The 18,752-nt window shown below is 64.6% G+C and carries 17 protein-coding genes; 7 read left to right on the top strand and 10 right to left on the bottom strand.

What is annotated here, in order from left to right:
* Positions 1–5 precede the first annotated feature (5 nt).
* On the bottom strand, positions 6–1,610 hold the full coding sequence (locus SM755_RS03170) for an alkaline phosphatase family protein (RefSeq protein WP_323171410.1): 1,605 nt from the start codon (positions 1,608–1,610) through the stop codon (positions 6–8).
* 242 nt (positions 1,611–1,852) lie between these two features.
* Here SM755_RS03170 and SM755_RS03165 point away from each other — a divergent pair, with 242 nt between their 5' ends.
* Genes SM755_RS03165 through SM755_RS03150 form a run of 4 tightly spaced genes read left to right on the top strand, consistent with a single transcriptional unit; the run spans position 1,853 to position 6,179 of the window.
* Positions 1,853–2,803 (top strand): polysaccharide deacetylase family protein, encoded by a 951-nt coding sequence (locus tag SM755_RS03165; protein WP_323171409.1) that lies wholly within the window; start codon positions 1,853–1,855, stop codon positions 2,801–2,803.
* A 57-nt stretch (positions 2,804–2,860) separates the two neighbouring features.
* Positions 2,861–3,964: a Gfo/Idh/MocA family oxidoreductase gene (locus SM755_RS03160; protein WP_323171408.1), complete on the top strand. Its 1,104-nt coding sequence runs from the start codon at positions 2,861–2,863 to the stop codon at positions 3,962–3,964.
* Entirely contained in the window at positions 3,961–5,076 is a 1,116-nt protein-coding gene (locus SM755_RS03155) for a hypothetical protein (RefSeq protein WP_323171407.1), read from the top strand. Before SM755_RS03160 ends, SM755_RS03155 begins: the two co-directional genes overlap by 4 nt.
* Entirely contained in the window at positions 5,076–6,179 is a 1,104-nt protein-coding gene (locus SM755_RS03150; RefSeq protein WP_323171406.1) for an NAD-dependent epimerase/dehydratase family protein, read from the top strand. Before SM755_RS03155 ends, SM755_RS03150 begins: the two co-directional genes overlap by 1 nt.
* Positions 6,180–6,360: 181 nt before the next feature.
* On the opposite strand, the gene SM755_RS03145 is transcribed toward SM755_RS03150, so the two are convergent.
* Positions 6,361–7,290, bottom strand: a complete 930-nt coding sequence (locus tag SM755_RS03145) for a glycosyltransferase (protein WP_006664211.1) — start codon at positions 7,288–7,290, stop codon at positions 6,361–6,363.
* A 151-nt stretch (positions 7,291–7,441) separates the two neighbouring features.
* On the opposite strand from SM755_RS03145, the gene SM755_RS03140 reads away from it, so the two are divergent.
* Positions 7,442–8,539 (top strand): DUF354 domain-containing protein, encoded by a 1,098-nt coding sequence (locus SM755_RS03140; protein WP_323171405.1) that lies wholly within the window; start codon positions 7,442–7,444, stop codon positions 8,537–8,539.
* Positions 8,540–8,562: 23 nt separating this feature from the next.
* On the opposite strand, the gene SM755_RS03135 is transcribed toward SM755_RS03140, so the two are convergent.
* From SM755_RS03135 to SM755_RS03115, 5 genes are read right to left on the bottom strand one after another with little or no spacing between them, the layout of a single operon-like run.
* Positions 8,563–9,636: a glycosyltransferase family 2 protein gene (locus SM755_RS03135; RefSeq protein WP_323171404.1), complete on the bottom strand. Its 1,074-nt coding sequence runs from the start codon at positions 9,634–9,636 to the stop codon at positions 8,563–8,565.
* On the bottom strand, positions 9,623–11,179 hold the full coding sequence (locus SM755_RS03130) for a nucleotide sugar dehydrogenase (protein ID WP_323171403.1): 1,557 nt from the start codon (positions 11,177–11,179) through the stop codon (positions 9,623–9,625). Before SM755_RS03130 ends, SM755_RS03135 begins: the two co-directional genes overlap by 14 nt.
* Complete coding sequence (locus SM755_RS03125) at positions 11,179–12,183, bottom strand: Gfo/Idh/MocA family oxidoreductase (protein ID WP_323171402.1); 1,005 nt, start codon at positions 12,181–12,183, stop codon at positions 11,179–11,181. Before SM755_RS03125 ends, SM755_RS03130 begins: the two co-directional genes overlap by 1 nt.
* A complete protein-coding gene (locus SM755_RS03120; protein ID WP_323171401.1) occupies positions 12,180–13,427 on the bottom strand; it encodes a DegT/DnrJ/EryC1/StrS family aminotransferase in 1,248 nt (415 codons plus the stop codon). The genes SM755_RS03125 and SM755_RS03120 overlap by 4 nt, the downstream gene beginning before the upstream one ends.
* Positions 13,424–14,002 (bottom strand): acyltransferase, encoded by a 579-nt coding sequence (locus SM755_RS03115; protein WP_323171400.1) that lies wholly within the window; start codon positions 14,000–14,002, stop codon positions 13,424–13,426. The genes SM755_RS03120 and SM755_RS03115 overlap by 4 nt, the downstream gene beginning before the upstream one ends.
* A gap of 468 nt (positions 14,003–14,470) precedes the next feature.
* Between SM755_RS03115 and SM755_RS03110 the strand changes: the two genes are divergently transcribed.
* Positions 14,471–15,007, top strand: coding sequence for a hypothetical protein (locus SM755_RS03110; protein ID WP_006664218.1), 537 nt, complete (start codon positions 14,471–14,473; stop codon positions 15,005–15,007).
* Positions 15,008–15,749: 742 nt separating this feature from the next.
* Here the strand turns inward: SM755_RS03110 and SM755_RS03105 are convergent.
* From SM755_RS03105 to SM755_RS03095, 3 genes are all read right to left on the bottom strand, one after another.
* Positions 15,750–16,754: a DUF1616 domain-containing protein gene (locus SM755_RS03105; protein WP_323171399.1), complete on the bottom strand. Its 1,005-nt coding sequence runs from the start codon at positions 16,752–16,754 to the stop codon at positions 15,750–15,752.
* A gap of 319 nt (positions 16,755–17,073) precedes the next feature.
* Entirely contained in the window at positions 17,074–17,349 is a 276-nt protein-coding gene (locus tag SM755_RS03100; RefSeq protein ID WP_006109692.1) for a PadR family transcriptional regulator, read from the bottom strand.
* Positions 17,350–17,602: 253 nt separating this feature from the next.
* On the bottom strand, positions 17,603–17,935 hold the full coding sequence (locus SM755_RS03095; RefSeq protein ID WP_323171398.1) for a helix-turn-helix domain-containing protein: 333 nt from the start codon (positions 17,933–17,935) through the stop codon (positions 17,603–17,605).
* 391 nt (positions 17,936–18,326) lie between these two features.
* Between SM755_RS03095 and SM755_RS03090 the strand changes: the two genes are divergently transcribed.
* Positions 18,327–18,527, top strand: a complete 201-nt coding sequence (locus SM755_RS03090) for a hypothetical protein (RefSeq protein ID WP_083867392.1) — start codon at positions 18,327–18,329, stop codon at positions 18,525–18,527.
* The last annotated feature ends 225 nt before the right edge of the window (positions 18,528–18,752 follow it).

The following is an 18,752-nucleotide window of genomic DNA, read 5'->3' as shown; positions in this document are numbered from 1 at the left end:
GGCGATCACTCCATGTAGCCGAGGCCCTTCAGGCGGTCTTCGACCTCCGTAAAGTCCTCGTCAACGCCCTCTTCGTTCCCGTTTTCGGGTTGTGTAACGGGAGCGCGCTCCACTTTCGTCTGCGAGGGTGTCGCCGCCGAATCGAACGCGTCGAAGAGGACGCGCCCGTCGACGTTCTTCGGGACCGGTTCGCCGATGCCGTGGAGCAGCGTCGGCGCAACGTCGACGACGCGGGCACCGCGAAGGGTTGCTCCCGGTTCGATCGACGGTCCCCGACAGAGGATAATTCCCTCGCTCCGGTGGCTGGCCGCGTACGTCCCGGTATCGCCGAACAGCTGGTCGGTGATCGCGTTCCGGCAGTCGTAGCCATCGACGCCGTTGACGACGAGATCAGGCGAACCGCCGTCAGTCGGGAAGAGTTCGTCGCCGTCGGCGATGGTGAGCACGCGATCCCCCTGTTCGTTGGTGACGGACTCGAAGAGTTCGGTGAGTTCGGTTTTGACGCGGTTGATCTCCGACGGCGGCACGATGCCGTGTTCGAAGCGGTCGGTGTCGTTGACGTAGCAGTTGCCGGCACCGTGAACGAACGCGGTCGTCTCCTCGTAGTTGACGTCGTAGAGGGCGTGATCACCGGGGATCTGTTCAGCGACCGAGTCGACGAGCGTCCGGGGGAGCGTCGAGACGAGCAGTTCCTCGGAGATGCCGACCCGCGCCAGCACGTCGGTGATCCGGTCGCGAGAGATGCCGAGACTCGCGAGCGCGCCCCGCGTGCCCTCGTCCTCGCGTCTGGCGAGATAGCCCTCTCGTTCCAGCACGTGGTTGATGTAGACCAGCTCGTCGATCGAGCCGAACCCATGATCGGAGACGACGTAGAGATCGGCGTCGTGGCGATCGGTGAACTCGATCACGTCGCCGAGGATGGCGTCGAGTTTGCGGTAGTGATCGAGGAGCCGGTCCATGTCCCAGATGAGGTGCTGGAACCGGTCGGGGGCGGTGTAGACGAAGAAGAACAGCCGCCAATCCGCGCCCGCCCGATCAAATTGGATGTCCATGACCTCGCGGCGGTTGGCCAGCATCTCGTCGACGGCGACCTCGAAGTCGTCGAGTCGGTCGGCGTACTCGGGGTAGTCGAGACTGATCTCGTAGTCGGGCACCCGAGACTCGATCTCGGCCTGGAGGTCGGGCGGGTGGGTGAAGTCCTGGTCGGTCGAGGGCGTCATCATTCCGGTGACCATCGTGCCGTCCTCGTCGAGTTCACGCGCGGGATAGGTCATCGGAACGTTGCCGACGTGGGCGGGAGAGAGGAGATCCCAGAGGGTGGGTTGGGTCACGTCGTGGCTGGTGTACATCTCGTGGGTGTAGGTTCTAGAGAGGTTCTGGAAGCCGTAGATTCCGTGTTTGTCCGGCCAGACGCCGGTCGCGATCGACGGCCACGCGAGCGGTGTCGTCGGCGGGCGCGTGCTCTCGAGGGTCCCGGACGCGCCCTCGTCTCGAAGCCGGGCAAAGTTGGGAAGCGCCCCCTCGTCGCTCCACTGTTCGATCAACCGCCACGGCACGCCGTCTAAGCCGAGGACGAACGCTCGTCCGGTCCGGTGAGTAGATCCGCTCATGATTGTCGAGAAACCTGCTGTCGTGGAGGTGTCGGCATGATCGCTTTGTTATAGACAACGTTCACGGACTGATCAGCCGAAACGACCGTTGTTCGGTCACGTTACTTCGTCCTCCCAGCAACGGCGTGATTGTTTGCTCACCATACTGTTTGCGGTCGCGCGCCTGCACACCCAAAGGGACCAATAACAAAACCGGCAGATCAAATCCGCCACGTGTATGCTACGACCGCGTGGTGGGAACGATGGGTAGCGTCGTTTGTTCGCTCGATGCTGAACTCGGCTGGGGCTTTCACGATCTCGAAACACCGCCCGCCGACCGCGTCGAAGCCGGCCGCCGCGGCTGGTCGACCATGCTCGATCTCTTCGACGAATACAAAATCCCGGCCACCTGGGCCGTCGTCGGTCATCTCATGCTCGAGGACTGCGACCGCGTCCACGCCGATCACCCCGCTCCCGACGGCTGGTTCGAATACGAGCAAACCGACTGGAACGACCGTCCCGACCTCCGATTCGGCCCTGATCTCGTCGATGCCCTGCTGACCGCCGACGTCGACCACGAGTTCGCCAGCCACTCGTTTTCGCACGTCCTCTTCGGCCGCCCGGAGACCGACCGCGACCTCGCCGTCGCTGAACTCGAACGGAGTCTCGAGATCGCGGATGCGTGGGGTCAGCCCGTCGACTCGTTCATCTATCCACGCAACAATATCGGCCACCGGGACGTGCTCGCCGAGTTCGGAATCAGCGCGTACAGAGGGCGGTCGCCGACGCACGACGGCGTGCGCGGGCTCTTCGATTCGACGGTTCGGGACCAGACGATGCTGGTCGAGCCGTACAGAGACGAGTTCGGATTGGTGAACGTGCCGGCCTCGCTATTTCTCTTCGGCTTCGAGGGGCCGGCACGGACGGTTGCGGAGTCGATCTGGCAGGATCCGATGGTCGTCCAGGCCAGACGGGGGATCGAGCAGGCCGTCGGTAGCGACGGCATCTTCCACATGTGGCTGCATCCGAACAACCTCACGCACCGCCGCGACGACCGGCGCATGCGGGCGATTCTCGAATACCTCGATCGACGGCGGGCGGAGACCGATCTGACTGTCGAAACGATGGGCGACGTTGCGAGACGGGTGGCCGTCGCCCACGGCGTCGACGGCGGGGCCATCGCCGTCGACGGTGGGCGGACGAGCGACGACTGACCGGACAGCGTGTACGACGGCGATAACAAAGCCCACCCACGGCCCGTTCTTGCGTAGATGTGCTCTGCAATTTGCAGTCGATTATCCGGCTCGAGCGGCCTCGCGCTCGGCGTGCTCGGCGTCGGCAATATCGGCATGGTTCACCTGAAATCCGCGCTTTCGATGGCCGCGGTCGACGTTCGTGCCGCCGCCGACGCGATGCCCGAGAACCGCACCCGGGCCGAACGCGCCGGCGTCCCACAAACGTACGACGACTATACGACGCTGCTCGACGCGGAAGAACTCGATGCGGCCGTCGTCGCGCTGCCGCCGTTTCTCCACGCCGACGCGGTCGAACGAGCCGCCGAGAACGACGTCGACGTGTTCGTCGAAAAACCGCTCGCGCGCTCGAGTGAGGAAGCCGACAACCTGCTCGAAACGGCCCGCAAGGCCGGCATCGCCGTCGGCGTCGACCACACGCTTCGCTACCAGCCGGACATGATCGGCGTCAAATCCGAGTACGAGGACGGGACCGTCGGTCACGTTCCGTACGCCTCGATTACGCGGCTCAACGACGGCCCGCTCGGCCGTCCGCCCGTCGAACACGCGCCCCCTTCGTGGCCGCTCGACGCCGACGCGGCCGGCGGCGGCTCGCTGCTCGAACTCGGCATCCACTGCTTCGACGTACTCGAGTGGCTCTTCGGCGACCTCGAAGTCCGCGACGCCACGACCGGTACGACGCTCGATATCCCCGTCGAGGACGCGGCGACGGTCCTCCTGCGCGCACCCGAGACGGAGACGACGATCACGCTCCACTGCGGCTCCTATCAGTGGGAACAGCTTCCCGAAGTGAACACGCGTCTCCGACTCGAGGGCGTCACCGGGACGATCAGCAACCAGGACCACCTCCCCGGAAACTTCTACGCGAGCGCAGCCAAATCCGCGCTCTCGAACGTCGCGAGCAGAGTCACCGGCTCCGAATCCGACGTCTTCGGCCCCACGTTCTACCTGCAGGCCCACTACGAGGCGCTTTCGGCGTTCTGTGACGCAATTCGCAACGGCGACCGGCCGCCGGTCGACGGCCAAGATGGCAAGCGGAGTCTCGAACTGGCCGAAACCGCCTACGAACTGGCCGCCGCGGGAGACGACACCGAACTCGAAACGATGGAGGTGACGCGATGACTGGTGAGCCGGTCGTCCGCGGAACGGTCATCGAGGCCGGCGAAAGGACAGACGACGACACCCCCAACACCCCCAACACCGTCACAACCGACGGCACCGAACCGCACGACCCGCGCGACGGTCACAGCGGAAACGGCGATGACGCGCCCCCTCGACGCTGGAATCCCGATATCGACGCACGGATGGCCGCCTACGAGCCGTCCGTCGAGGACGTTCTCTCGCCGACCCTCGACGAGCTTTCGACCGCCGACCCGGGGCGAATCACTCTCGTTCCCGACACGCACTACCCGTTCCACCCCTCCACCGGCATGGTGACCGATCCCGCCCTCGTCGGCGCAACCCTCTCCCTCCTCGACGACCGGACGGACGCCGAACTCGCCGTCGCCGGCACGAGTTCAGCGGCCATCGCGTTCGAGCGCACGACTGACTACCTCGGCTATCCGTCGCTGGTAGCACGCACCGGCGCTGAACTCGTCGATTGTAGCGACGACGACCTCGAACGGGAGCGATACGTCCTCACGAACGACGACCACGCTGTCGCGGTATCGGTTCCCGTGCGCCTCCGAGAAAGCGCCGTGATCACCGTTCCGACGCTTCGACCGACCGACGCTGGGGCGTTCGCGGGCGGACGGCGAACGCTCGCGCGGCTTGTCGACGCCGTCGCCGACGCCGCGGCAACCGCCGTTGCAGCAACCCACGCGATCGATCCCCGCAGCTCTCTGCTCGACGCGACGACGGCCTACGGCGAGTCTCCCTACGCGGCGAACACCCTGTTTGCCGGTCCGACGCCCGCCGTCGACACCCTGGGCGCATCGCTGCTCGGCCTGTCGAACACCGCCGATCGGGCGCGCGCAGCTGAACTCAAGGCGATGGGGACGGCGGACAGCGCCAGCGAGCTATCGACGGTTCGCGTCACACCGGTCGGACCCACAGCGGACGCCAGCGGCGTCGACTTCGAACAGCACCTCGCGACGCTTCGGGAGCAACTCGACGGTGCGTCGCTGCCGCCGTCGGACGCAACGCACCCCGCCGTCTCGGCCGCCTACCGCCTCTACGCTGCGGTCGGCGGGGACGCCGTTCCGCCACAGCTCGACGCGCGAGGTGGGCACTGATGGCGGAATCGAAGGCGGAGTCGGATGCTGACGGGTCTGCGGCCGGGACCAAACGAGGGAGGGAATCAGGCACCAGCACCGACACCAGTACTGGCACCACCACAACTGACACGACATCCAAAACCGACACTGCCACCCCCACCGCCGCCGTCACCGGCGCAACCGGCTTTCTCGGCACCGCGCTCTGCAACCGGCTCCTCGCTGACGGCTGGACCGTCCGCGGCCTCTGTCGCCCCACCTCCGATCGCAAACGGACCATCCGTGACGGCGTCGACTGGTACGTCGGCGACCTCTTCGATCGACCCACGCTCAACGAACTCGTCGACGGCGCTGACGCCGTCTTCCACCTCGCGGGCGTCGGCCTCTGGAGCGCGTCCCCCGAAACGGTCGAACGCGTCAATCGCGAAGGTACCGGCAACATCCTCGACGCCTGCCGCGACGCCGACACCGGCCGGCTGATCTTCACCAGCACCGCCGGCACCCGCCGCCCGGACCGACCCGGTGAACTCGCGACCGAGACGGACCTCGTCGAACCGATCGGTGCCTACCAGCGCTCGAAGGCGACTGCAGAGCAGTTTGTCGACAGGTACGCCGCCGAGGGCGGCGACGCCGTAACCGTCCATCCGACATCGGTCTTCGGACCGGGCGACGACGAGTTCACCGCGCAGTTGCTCTCGATGGGGCTCGAGCCGACGATGCCGGCCTACCTGCCGGGCGGACTGAGCATCGTCGGCCGCGACGACGTGGTCGGCGGCCTGCTGGCGGCGTACGAACGCGGCGAGTCGGGCGAGCACTACATCCTCGGCGGCGAGAACCTCACCTACGAGCAGGCGATCGAGCGGATCGCGGACTCCGGGGACGGCTCACCGGCGCGCGTGCAGGTGCCGGCGGCGGCAATTCACGCGGCCGGGCCGGTCGCGGAAGTCGTGGGAACGGTCACGGAACAGCACGTGTTCCCGTTCGATCGGAAGATGGCGCGACTCGCGACCGAACGACTGTTCTACAGTTCGCGCAAGGCCAAAGATGAACTCGGATACGAGTATCAGCCGCTCGAAGCGCACTTGCCGGCGGCGATCGAGTGGTATCGAACGACGCGTCGGTGAGGCAGGAGGTGAGCGGGAGGCGAGCGGAGCGGTATCGGTGTGTAGCTGTCACCGTTCCGTCTGTTCCAGAAGCATGACTGCCCCGGTTTGACTCGAATGCGCCGCGGCACGAATGGTGAAGACGAGAGGAGTTCTTACTCGGTGACGCCGGTTGCACGTGCGCCGCGCGATCGAACCGAGTTCAGTAGCTCCCGTACGCGACCTGTTCGTACACGTCGAGCCAGCGCTCCGCCGTCCGGTCGACGCTAATCTCCTGTGCGGCCTCCCTGCCGTTCGATCGATCGCCGCGTTCGAGGGTGTCTCGGAGGCCGTCGATCAACGCTTCGTCGCTCGTTGCGACACAGGACGGTGAGACGTCCTCGAGTCGCTCTCGAACGTCGCCGACATCGACCGCGACGACGGGCAGGTTGCAGGCCATCGCCTCCTTTACCGAGTTCGGCGAGCCCTCGCTGTGCGAGGTCAACAGCAGGGCGTCGGCGGCGTTCATGTAGTCGGGGATCTCGTCGTGGTCGGCGTCGTAAACCGTGTGCAACCGCACCGGGCGGTCGACCAGACCGTTGACCGCGTTGACGATCCGCCGCGCTCGCGGGTAGTTCTTCACCTCGCGCTCGGGCGTGTAGGGAAAGAGGACGTGGTGAGCGTCGTCGTCCCAGTCGACCGTCTCGCGGGCGCGACGTTGCGGGCTCGGCCGGAACTTCTCGAGATCGACGCCGTCGGGGATCACGGTGCAGTCCCGGTCCAGGTACGTCCGCATCTCTTCTGACATGACCACGAGTTCATCACACAGCGGCGCGCAGGCTCGGCTCACCGGTTCGACGGGGCCGTAAATATCGGAGCCCCACAGCGAGAGGATGACGGGTTTGCGAACCTGTGCGAGCGCCATCGGTGCCGTCAGGCCGTAGTGGGCATGGATCAGGTCGTAGCCGTTGCCGGCCTCGCGGAGTACCGAGGGGAAGAACTTGAGGTACTCGAGCGGGCTTCGCGACGTTTCGCCGTCGACCGTTCCCGACACCGATAGCGTCGAGAAGGTGACGCCGCGCCGTTCGAGTGCACGCATCTGCTCGGTTAAAAACGGCGCATCGGCGTTCGTCGTCAGCGTGAGCACGTGCATCTCGGTATCGGTGTCTCTCACCGGCGGCGTTTTGTTATCCAGAACCTTTTCTGAACGGTCAGACGGGAGTGAATATACTGATTATGGGCGTTTTACACGTGCTACTGTACGTGTACGATTACAAAGCAGCCCAAGCGTCTAGCTGTGGGTGATGCGAGTTCTCGTCTTTGCCAACACTCCCGCGCACGTGCATCTGTATCGGCACGCCGTCGATCACCTCGCGGAGGCGGGTCACGAGGTGCTCGTTCTGACCCGGGAGTACGCCTGTACGACCGACCTACTCGAGTTCTTCGGGCTGCCCTACCGGCGGTACGGGACCCACGAGACGCGCGCACCATCGAAACCGCAACTCGCTCGCGAACTGGGCGAGCAGTTCGGCCGGATCGTCTGGGAGGCGAGACGGTTCGATCCCGATGTCGTCTTCGGTCGTGGCCCGTACGCCGCGCTGGCGGGAACCGTCACCCGAACGCCCGTCGTCCTCGTGCTGGACGACGAGCCGGGCGACTTCAATCACACCGTCTCCCGACCGTTCGCCGACTGCATCCTGTCGCCGGAAGTCACGCGTCGCGACCTCGGCGACGACCACTACACCTTCGACGGGTTCAAGGAGTGTGCGTATCTCCACCCCGACGTCTTCGAGGCGGATCGAGCGATTCACGAGTTCCTCGCGCTCGATCCGGACGAGTCGTACGCGCTCGTTCGCTTCAACGCGATGGACGCACTCCACGATGCCGGCATCGAAGGCTTCTCGCGGGACCAGCGACGCGATCTCCTCGAACGACTGAGCGAGCACGCGACCGTCTTCGTCTCGGACGAGAGCGGGACGATGGACTTCGGCGACCTACCGGCCAGACCCTACGACCTCCATCCGGCGTTGATCCACGACGCGATGGCGGGAGCCGACCTGCTCGTCGCCGATACGGGCACGATGGTCAACGAGGCCGGCTTGCTCGGGACGCCGGCGCTTCGCTACCAGGGAACCGACGACCACGAGTACGGCGAGTTCAGCGAACTCGAACGCGCGGGCCTGGCCGAGCAGTTCGACGACTACCCCGCACTCTGCGACCGGGCAGTCGAACTCGTGCGGATGGACGCCACCAACCACTGGCAGCGCCGCCGGCAGGCGTACGTCGGTGATCTCGTGAACCTGACCGATCTACTCGTCGCGGTCGCCGAGGCCCGCGGGGATCTCGCTGCACTCGACTCACCGGCGCGCGGGGTGTTGCGCCCGCGGTCGGCGGGACGGTGACGGTGGGAGAGGGGAAAAACAGGCTACTCGGACGAACTTGTCGGATTCGGGTCGGCCGGCTGCTCGAGGGCGGCTCGTTCGCGGTCGGTACTGTCCTCGTACCGGGTTCGTTGGAGCGATTCGTTTTCCGCTGCGTCCATCGAGATCGCGACGCCGAGGGAGACGACGCCGACCAGTACTGCGAGAACGGATGCGAGCGCGCCCGTGAACCCGTCCTTACCGCGTGCAGCCTGAACGATCGAACCGGCGAGGCCGCCGCTCCCGACGGCGAGTCCGGCCGTTCCAGCCCCGTAGAACAGGACGGCGGGGTGAAAGCGCTCGATCACGTACTGGCGTTTGAGCCGCCAGTAGAAGCTCCGTAGGAGGAGCAGCGAGACGAACCGAACGAACGGGGCGTACCTGATGCTGCTTTCCTCGTCACCGTAGAGCGCCGACATCGACACGTCGGCGACGCGGCAGTCGTTGACGCTGAGGTGCGTGAGGAGGTGATTGAGAAACCCGTACTGGTCCGTGATCGCGTCCAGGTCGAGTTCGTCGATGGCCTCGCGCGAGATGGCGGTGTAGCCGTTCTGGGGGTCGCTGATCGTCCAGTAGCCCGAAGCGAACTTCGAGAGTCCGGAGAGGAGCGCGTTGCCGACGAACCGGAACGTCGACATTCCTTCGCGGTCCTCGGCGTACAGCAGCCGATTCCCCTTCGCGTAGTCGGCCTCGCCGTCGACGACGGGATCGATGATCCGCTCGAGGATCGTCGGATCCATCTGGCCGTCCCCGTTCATGACGGCGACGACGTCGATCCCGTCGCGTGCGGCGCGCTCGTATCCCGTCTTGACCGCCGCGCCGTAGCCCCGATTCTCGTCGTGACGGACCGGAACGACGCGACGACCGTCGCCGCCGTCGGCGACGGCTCGTTCCGGCTCGCTTTCGGCGTTGATGCGGGCTGCAGCCCGCTGAATCACCGCCCAGCTATCGTCCGGCGAGGCGTCGTCGACGGCGTAGATCCGATCGACGTACGACGGCACCGTTTCGATCACCCGATCGACGAACGCCGACTCCTTGTAGGCCGTGACGACGACGCCGATCGATTTACCCCTGTACATCGGTTCCACCATCCGTTCGGTTCGCCGCTGATTCGGTCGGCGAGTCGCCGCCGGCGTCCTCGCTCAGCCGCCGACCGTCGCTCTCCTCGCTGACGGCGTCCGACGGGTTGGCATCACCCTCGCTGCTGGCGCTTCGAGCGCCGGGCCGCGGCGGCCGGCCGCGTCGCGACCCCGCAAGCGTGTACACGCGGTGAGGCGTCTCCTCGAGTTCAGTTGCGTCCCGACCGTCGACGACCACCATCGGTTCCGCGGCGTCCCAGTCGATGCGACCGAACTCGTCGTGGGGAGTGACGACGACCGCGCCGTCGACTGCCGACGATTCGAACTCGTCGATCGAAAGGGGTCGCGCGCCGTAGTCGGCGGGGTCGATCAGGGGATCGACGCCAGCAACGTCGGCACCGCGTTCCTGAAGCTCGTCGATAATCCCCAGCGCGGGCGAGGCCCGCGTTTCCTCGACGCCGGGACGGTAGGTGATCCCGAGGACGGCGATCGACGCGCCGTCCAGATCGGTGCCGACGGCCGCGAGTTCGCGTTCGAGTCGGTCGACGACGACCGCGGGCATGGACTCGTTGACCGCTCGCGCCGTCCGCGTGAGGGCCATCGGCTCGTCCATCTGCGAGAGCAGGAAGTGCGGGTAATAGGGAATGCAGTGGCCGCCGACGCCGGGACCGGGGTCGTGGAGCTGGCACATCGGCAGGTCGTTGGCCGTCTCGATGGCCTCGCGAACCGAGATGCCGAGGTCGTCCGCGAGCCGGCCGAGTTCGTTCGCCAGCGCGATGTTCACGTCGCGGTAGATCCCCTCGAACACCTTGACGGCCTCCGCGGTCGTCGCGTCGGCGACCGGGTGCACGTCGTTGGCCGAGAGTTCGTCGTAGACGAGCGCCGCGGCGCGGGTGCTCTCGTCGTCGATGCCGCCGACGACCTTCGGGTACTGGCCGCGGATGTCCCGCAGCGCGGTTCCGGAGGAGGTCCGCTCGGGACAGAACGCGAGGCCGAACTCCTCGGCATCGAGTCCGCTTTCGGCCGCCAGGAACGGCTGAAGTACGTCCCGGCAGGTTCCCGGCGGCAGGGTCGACTCGGCAATGACCAGGTCGCCGGGCGAGAGGCCGGCCGCGATGTCCGCGGCGACGGACTCAACCGTCGTCAGATTCGGCTCGTTCTCCTCGTCTAGCAGCGTCGGGACGATGATGACGTGAACTCGGGCCTCGGCGGCGGCAGCGGGGCCGTCAGTCGTGGCGTCGAGCCGTCCCTGCCGGACCTGTTCGGCGACGAGTTCGGCGAGGTCGGGTTCGCCGACGACGTGGCTCTCGCCGGCGGTCACCGTCTCGACGACGGCGGGGTCGATGTCGACGCCGGTCACGTTGCCGGCTGTTTCGGCGTAGACGGCTGCGAGCGGAAGGCCCATCTTCCCGAGCCCGTAGACGGCGACGGGAACGTCGCCGTCGGTAAGGCGCTCTCGTTGACGGTCGGCAGGGACGGCCGTGCCGTAGAGTGCCGTCTCCCGGACCGATTCCGGTTGTTCAGGCGCGTCACCCGTCTGCATCAGGCTTCCACCTCCTGTTCTCGGCGCGGGGTCTCCCCCGAGACGAGCGATTCGATTGTCTGGACGGTCCGAAGCGCTCTGACGCCGTCTTCGGCCGTAACTGCCGGTTCGACGCCGGTTCGAACCGCGTTGACGAAGGACTCGAGTTCGTGGCGCAGCGGTTCGCCGTTGTCGACGCGGGCGTTTTCGACGACGCTCTCGTGGCGGTAGCGGTTCGGTCCGTCGTCGGTGAGGTATTCGGGGTAGGAGTCGCGGTGAATCAGGACGGACTGCTCCAGGTAGTCGACCTCGACGAGACACTCGCGGGCCGTGACGGTGAGTTTGCGCACCTTCTTCTGGGTGACGCGGCTCGCGGTCAGCGAGGCGACGACATCGTCGTAGGCCATCGTTGCGGTCGCGTACTGGCCGTCGTCGGTGCCGATCGCGTTGACCGAGGTGGGCCGGTCGTCGAGGATCGAGCCGACGATGTCGACGTCGTGGACCATCAGGTCGAAAACGACGTTTGCGCGGGTCGTCCGGTCGACCGGCGGACCCAGGCGCTCGGCTTCGAGACTGATCACGTCCAGGTCCTCGATGAGTTCCATCACCGTCTGGACGGCCGGGTTGAATCGCTCGATGTGGCCGACTTGGAGGACGAGCCCCGCGTCCCGCGCCTGTTCGGCCAGCGCGCGACCCTCCTCGACGGTTCTGGCGATCGGTTTTTCCACCAGCACGTGAACGCCGGCGTCAAGACAGGTCGACACCGTCTCGTAATGGACCTGGGTCGGCACGGCGACCGTGACGGCATCACAGCGCCGGCACAGCGTCTCGCTGTCGAGCGCCGCCGTGCCGTACTCCGCGGCGACCTGCTTTGCGACGCTCGCGTCGTGATCGGCGACGCCGACGAGTTCGACGCCGGGCAATTCGTTGTAGACGCGCGCGTGGTTCTCCCCCATCGAGCCGACGCCGATGACGCCGACCCGGATCGGTCGTGTCGATGGAGATCGAGTTCGTTCCGTACTCATAGATTGAAGTGATCGTGGACGGCTTCGACGACGGTTCGGCGCTCGCGCTCGGAGAGACCCGGATGGACGGGCACTGAGAGGACGGTCTCGGCCGCTCGCTCCGCCTCGGGCAGTGACGCAGCAGCCGTACTCACCGTTTCGTAGGCCGACTGGCGGTGAATGGGTGGATCGTAGTAGATCGCCGAGTCGACGTTGCGCTCCGCGAGCGCGTCCGCGAGCGCGCCCCGCTCGGCCGGATCCTCGGTCCGTACCGTATACTGGTGATAGACGTGGCCGTATCCTTCCGGCACCGTCGGCGTCTCGAGTGGCAACTCCGCAAACTGGTCGTCGTAGGAGGCGGCGTGTTCCCGGCGCGCCTCGTTGAACTCGAGCAGGCGCTGGAGTTGGACGCGGCCGATGGCGGCGGCCAGGCTCGTCATCCGGTAATTGTGGCCGAGGGCGACGTGGTCGTAGCCGCCGGTTTCGCCGGGGGCCCGGCCGTGGTTGACGTACTGTCTAACGCTCTCGGCAACGTCTTCGCGGTCGGTCGTGACGATGCCGCCCTCGCCGGTCGTCATGTTCTTCGTCGGATAGAACGAGAAACAGGCAGCGTCGCCGAGTCCGCCGACGCGCTTGCCGTCGACCGTCGCGCCGTGGGCCTGACAGGCGTCTTCGAGGACGAAGAGATCGTGTTCCTCGGCGAGATCGCACAGCGCCGGCATCCGCGCCGGCAGACCGTAGAGGTGAACCGGCAGGAGGCCGACGATGTCGTCGCGTTCCGCCAGCACGCGCTCGACAGCAGTCGGGTCGAGCGTGTACGTATCAGGATCGATATCCGCGAAGACTGGCGTCGCCCCCGTAAGCCGGATCGCGTTCGCACTCGCGACGAACGAGAACGGAGAGGTGACGACCGCGTCGCCCTCGCCGACGCCGAACGCCTCGAGCGCGGCGTGAAGGGCGGTCGTCCCGTTCGAGGTCGCAACCGCGGCCTGAGTCCGACAGAATCCGGCGAACTCGCCCTCGAAAGCCCTGACTTCGGGTCCGTCGGCGAGCATTCCATCCTCCAACACCGCTCTAACGCGCTCTATCTCCGTCGAACTGAGATCCGGATCCGCGATCGGAACGTCGTCGACGGGTTCGACGGCGCTCGTCTCGGTTCTGGCCTCGGTTCCGCCGTCGGGTGCGGTCCGATCCCGCCGAATCGGCCGATCCGTGTCGCGCTTCGCCTCACTCTCCGTCGGATCGTCTGGCGATTTCTCAGTCATGCGAGCTGGTTCGGTCCGTCAAGTGGCCCAGGTAGCGATTCGATCGTCGCCGGCGCACCGACCGCAAGCCGTCCGGGCGGAACGTCGTCCGTAACGACCGCTCCAGCCGCGACAAACGCGCCCTCACCGATCGTCACGCCCGGCAACAGCGTTGCGTTCGCGCCGATCGATGCGCCGTCCTCGATCGTCGGCCCCTCGAGACCGTTGTCGGTACGAACCGGATACTCGTCGTTGGTCAGCACCGCACCAGGACCGATGAAGACGTTCGAGCCGATCCGCGTCTCCGTCGGCACGTACACGTTCGTCTGCAGGCTCACGTGCGAGCCGATCGTCGTCTGCCCGTCGATGACCGTCTTGGTTCCGACGAGCACGTCGTCGCCGATCGCGGTCGCCTCACGGACGAGCACGTCGTGACCCGTGGTGAACTCGTCACCGATCGTCACGTCGCCATAGACGATCGAGCCGGCCCTGATCGTCGCGCCGTCGCCGAGCAGCGTCGGCTCGTCGAACTCGCCGTAGCCAACCGTCGCCTCGGGATCGATCGTACAGTCCTCGCCGGACTCGAACGCCGTCATCTGTTCGGCCCTCCACCGCGTGACTGTCGCTCGGTCCGTCGCTGTCGCGGTCGGTCGACGATCGCCCGTTCGAGACTGAGAAGCCCCGTCGTACACGCCACCGCGGCGGATCGTCGTCGGTTATGCTGTGTCATTGGTTACTCGATACCCGCGAGGGAATCGTCCTGATACAGCCGGTAACGAGGTTTTGTTATCCCCGTCTTGACGAGTTCGTAGCCACGAACTACAGCGACGCGGCCGGGCTACGCTCTCCCTACAGCAGGGGCCACACCCGACACTCCTATCGATCGTATCACCCCACAGATGCCGTGAATCGTTGGATCTGGCGTCTTTCACGAGCGCTAACCGGTACAACCGGGTTTCGAGCAGGTAGCCGCGCGATAGTAAAGGCCGAGTGTCTCTCACTCGGGGACGTGAGGTATTCGAACACCCCCGATCGACAGCCGATTCGGGACCGTGAGGGCACCCATGTCTGATCAGGAGTTCACACAGGCTGAACTCTTCGACGTGTTCAGCAACGCCCGACGGCGTCGCGCGGTACAGTACCTGAAACGCCAGGGCAGCACCTGCGACCTCGCACCGCTCGTCGAACAGGTCGCCGCCTGGGAGAACGATACCGATCCCGACGATGTCACGCGGACCCAGCGCCGACGGGTCTACATCTCGCTGTACCAGACTCACCTGCCGATGCTCGAAGACCACGGCATCGTCGACTGGGACCCCGACAGCCACAGCATCACGCTCTTGCCGAGCGACGAACTCTTCGAGCCGTACCTCGACCGACGACTCGGTGCACAGCGACCCTGGCACCGGTTCTACGCGGTCGTCTCGGCGCTCGGAGTCGGTGCATTCGCCGTTGCGTGGCTCGCCGTTGGCCCGCTGACGACCGCTGTCGCGCCGTTTGTCGCACTTGTAGTCTGTGTCGGTGTCTTCGCGGTCTCGATCGCACAGCACGTCTCGCGGCGGCCGGACCTCGAACTACCGTTCGGTTCCGCGAGTCGATAGTGTTCTCGGACAGGGGCGCCCTCGACCCTGTTCGAACGCCCACCCTTCTCACAGCCGTTCGTGACCACTCGTCGGCGCGTCGTCTCCCGCCGGTGAGTGTGAACGCCGCGACACGGGCTGACTGACGGACGGACGGGTAACAGAGCCGGTTACGCCGCACACGTCATCACGCCCAGTCGCACAACCATCGCCAAAACGAGCGCGGGTAGTAGACGAGATCGGCACCCCGAACCGTTTGTAACGCATTCCGTCAGAATCGGCGACAGGCGTGTTCGGAAGCGAGCGTGATACTATCGGTTGATCGGGCCGTGCTCGTCCGCAGGGCAGCGTCGATCTGCTCGGCGACGATCCGTTCGGATCGCTCGGACTCGAAACGCTACCAACTAGCTCAGCGAACGCACCCTCGCAACCAAGCGCTTCGACCGGTGCGATTGTCTCCCCCAACCCCGGCGTTGACCGCAGTGACCGGCACGATATCGTCGAGTGCCTCCGTTTTCCTCACAGGCACCAAAACAGCTGCCTCGGGTCCCCTCAACCGCGTTTCTGAGATGTTGGGAACACGGACACGGTCATTGTCACATAGGTCCAGTTCGTCGCAATCGCCACTCCGGACGGTGGCGATGGCGGTCGCGACGGCAGAACTCTCGTCGGTCACCCGTTCGCGAAGCCACAGCTGAATTACTGGCTAAAAAGCGTGACACTCTCCATCAAGAAGCGACGAAAGAGCGGTACACCGAATCCGCTACGCGCCGGCGTCTTCGGTCACCGTCACCCAGAAGGTCGTCTCGGCGAGGGCGTCCTCGGCCGTCGGCTCGCTCGGCGGCTCGTCCTCGTAGAGGAGCACGCTGATACGAACGGTTTCACCCGACTCCGCCGTCGGCGTCACTTCGAGTTCTTCCTGTACACTCGATCCGTCCGTAACGGTCGCACTGATCGTATCGAGTTCGGTTCGGTCGACGACTGTGTCGTCTTCGAGCGTTTGTTGTTGGACGACGGCCGTGTATGTCATCTCTTCACCCGCCTGGTTCTCCATTTCGACCGTAACGGGGACTGACTCGCCGGGTGCGACTTCGTCCTGAATGCCGCCGGTGACAAGATCGCCGCTCTCGTTTTCGGAGTACAGGGCGAGTTGGCTGAACCCGCCGGAGGAAACCGGTGCGATCAGGCCAGCGAGGAGGGCTCCGGCCGCCACGATGACCGCAATTCCAAGCAGGAGTGATGTGACGGTTACAGCTCCGCTCTCCCCCTGACGAAAGCCGGCCAGAGCGGCAAGCGGCGCGACCCGGAACCGTTTCGCCTCGGGGACGCGAAGCCGACGAATAACGCCGATCTGTGCCACCACGACGGTAAACACACAGAGTGCGGCCGCGGTCGACGCAGTTCCGAGTCCCCACTCGGTAACCGCCAACCCGAGTGCGAGCAGGGGCACGACGGCGACCGAAACCGCAAGCGCCAACCCGAGTCGTTCGACCACGTCGATGCCGCGCGGATAGGTTTCGGCATCGACGGCCGTCGCAGTCGTCTCCTGGGCGTCGCGCTCGCCCGCTGGAAACAGTACCGAGACGAGTGCATACCCCGGGACGAACAGCACGAGCGGCAGGGCCGCGATCAGTCGCAGTGCCGTCTCGTCAGCCGCACTCGTGACGGCGACGTATGCGCCGATCGCAACGAGTGACACGATCGCCAGATCGCCCGGATACCGTCGTACGGACCCGAGCCGAGTCTGCGTGCTCGTTCGTAAACTCATCTGTGTAACACCCCCACGCGCCCGACGGGGCCAGTACTACTCGCATCGGTCGAACTCGTCACGGAACTCGAACGCGCTGTAACAACCATCTCGTCTCTCGCCTCCACGAATGTCCGCTTTGTTATGCGCGCTATATTTCAATCTACAATCATTTTTTGATCTCACTATCAGCGATCGGTATATGACCAAAGCGCAGTTCCCGATGACTCGCCTCGTCTTGGATGTTCTACCCCATCCTCAGGGACGCACGGACCCGAGCAGTCGCTCTGAACTCGTCACCGCACGCATACGGAACTGCAGAAAAAGACGGCTACCGCAGTCAGAAGTCGACGTATTGTTCCTCCCACTCACGCCGGTCATCGATCTGTTGGCGCCCGTCATCAGTAATCGCGTAGTAGTTCGTTCGCCTGTCGAGCTGTCCTTTCTCGACCAGTTCTTTGTTGACGAGCGTATCCAGGTTCGGATACAACCGTCCGTGATTGATCTCCGAGCTATAGTACTTCTCAACCTCGTCCTTGACAGTTTGTCCAGAAGGCTGGTCTGCGCCTGCAATGACGTACAGCAAATCGCGCTGGAAACCGGTCAGATCGTGCATTGCTCAATCACAGTGACCGTACCACAGAATAGATATTTGTTATCCGTATCATACAGCGTTGTTAGTACTCCTTTCAGTATTTTTCAAACTGTCTAAATCGATTGTTCCCGTGACAACCATCCGTTCATGACTGTCCAAGAACCCTGAATATCGGCTTGTCTGTGTTTCCTCCAATTACCGTCACCTCACCATCACGAACGCGCGGATGACAGACACACGCATACACTGCCGCGCATACTCCGTCGATCGCCCGTCACTCGTCCGTCACAGAGAGCGCGACATCGATACCCTCGTCGTCGATCCGGACGCGCACCTGTTCAACAGTCGCCTCGTAGGCCGTCGTGTGCGATCCGTCGTCCTCGAACCGAACACATTCGGCGAGGAGATCGCTCTCGAGCAAATTATTTATCCGTCGGTACACCGTCGCGGACGAGCTATCAGTCCGATCGGTCAGTTCCTTCGCCGTCTTCGGTCCTGAACTCGTTGCGACGAGGATCGTCCGCGCGCATTCGTCGCCGAGAACGTCGAGTTGGACTGTCGACTCAGTCGCCGGGTTCGATTGGGTATTACTCGCTTTCGTGGACATCGTCGTACTCACCTGGTATGGTCCAGCAATCAAACTGGTAAGCGAAAGCGGTATTTTATAACGATGTGCCTTCGAGACGGAAAGTCACGCATTCCGGCGCGAAACACGGGGTTTCGATATCGAAATCAGCCCTTTCGACCAGCGAGAGACTTGGATACAACGCCGATTCCCACCGAACCCAGTCCAACCGATCCAAATTCGGTTTGAGGCCGACCTGCAGCAATTACGAACAGACCGCCCTGGATATCCGAATAGCGGCGCTATTCGGCGGGAAACTGTGCATTTCTCCAGTGCAGATCTACCGACGAGAGTGAACAGTCGCAGTCCTTTATTCGGATCTACCCCCCTCGGTTGGAATGCGATAAACCGCTCCCATACCCACCATCCACCCATGAACTCTCCACACCAAAACTGGCGACCGATGGAATCGTCGACCGCAGGTGCCCGCTGTCGCAACTGCGATACACACGTCACCCAACAGTTCGCCCGCGTCTTCGGCGACAACGGTGACATCGTCCACGGCTGTCCGGCCTGTACAACATATCGTGAGATGCAATCCGGTGGCCACCTCCCCGGTACTGAATCCGACTGACTCCACGACTGTCCGCCGAGACACGACCAGAACCGGTCGAACGACGTACAGTTTTTATCGCAGACGGCTGGACCTGATCGAATTGATACCCGTGTGAAAAACGGGTCGTGATCGCGTTGTGCTGCCATCTGTACCATTCTGACCGCATTCATCGCCGGATGATTCCGACCGTATTCATATAACAACTAATACCGCAGGTTAAAGTCAGTGGTCAGCAAAGTGGAG

Source organism: Natrialba sp. PRR66 (assembly GCF_034808065.1).
Taxonomy (GTDB): Archaea; Halobacteriota; Halobacteria; order Halobacteriales; family Natrialbaceae; genus Natrialba; species Natrialba aegyptia.
The sequence above is the reverse complement of the archived record's forward strand: the minus strand, read 5'-3'. Positions and strand labels throughout refer to the sequence as shown.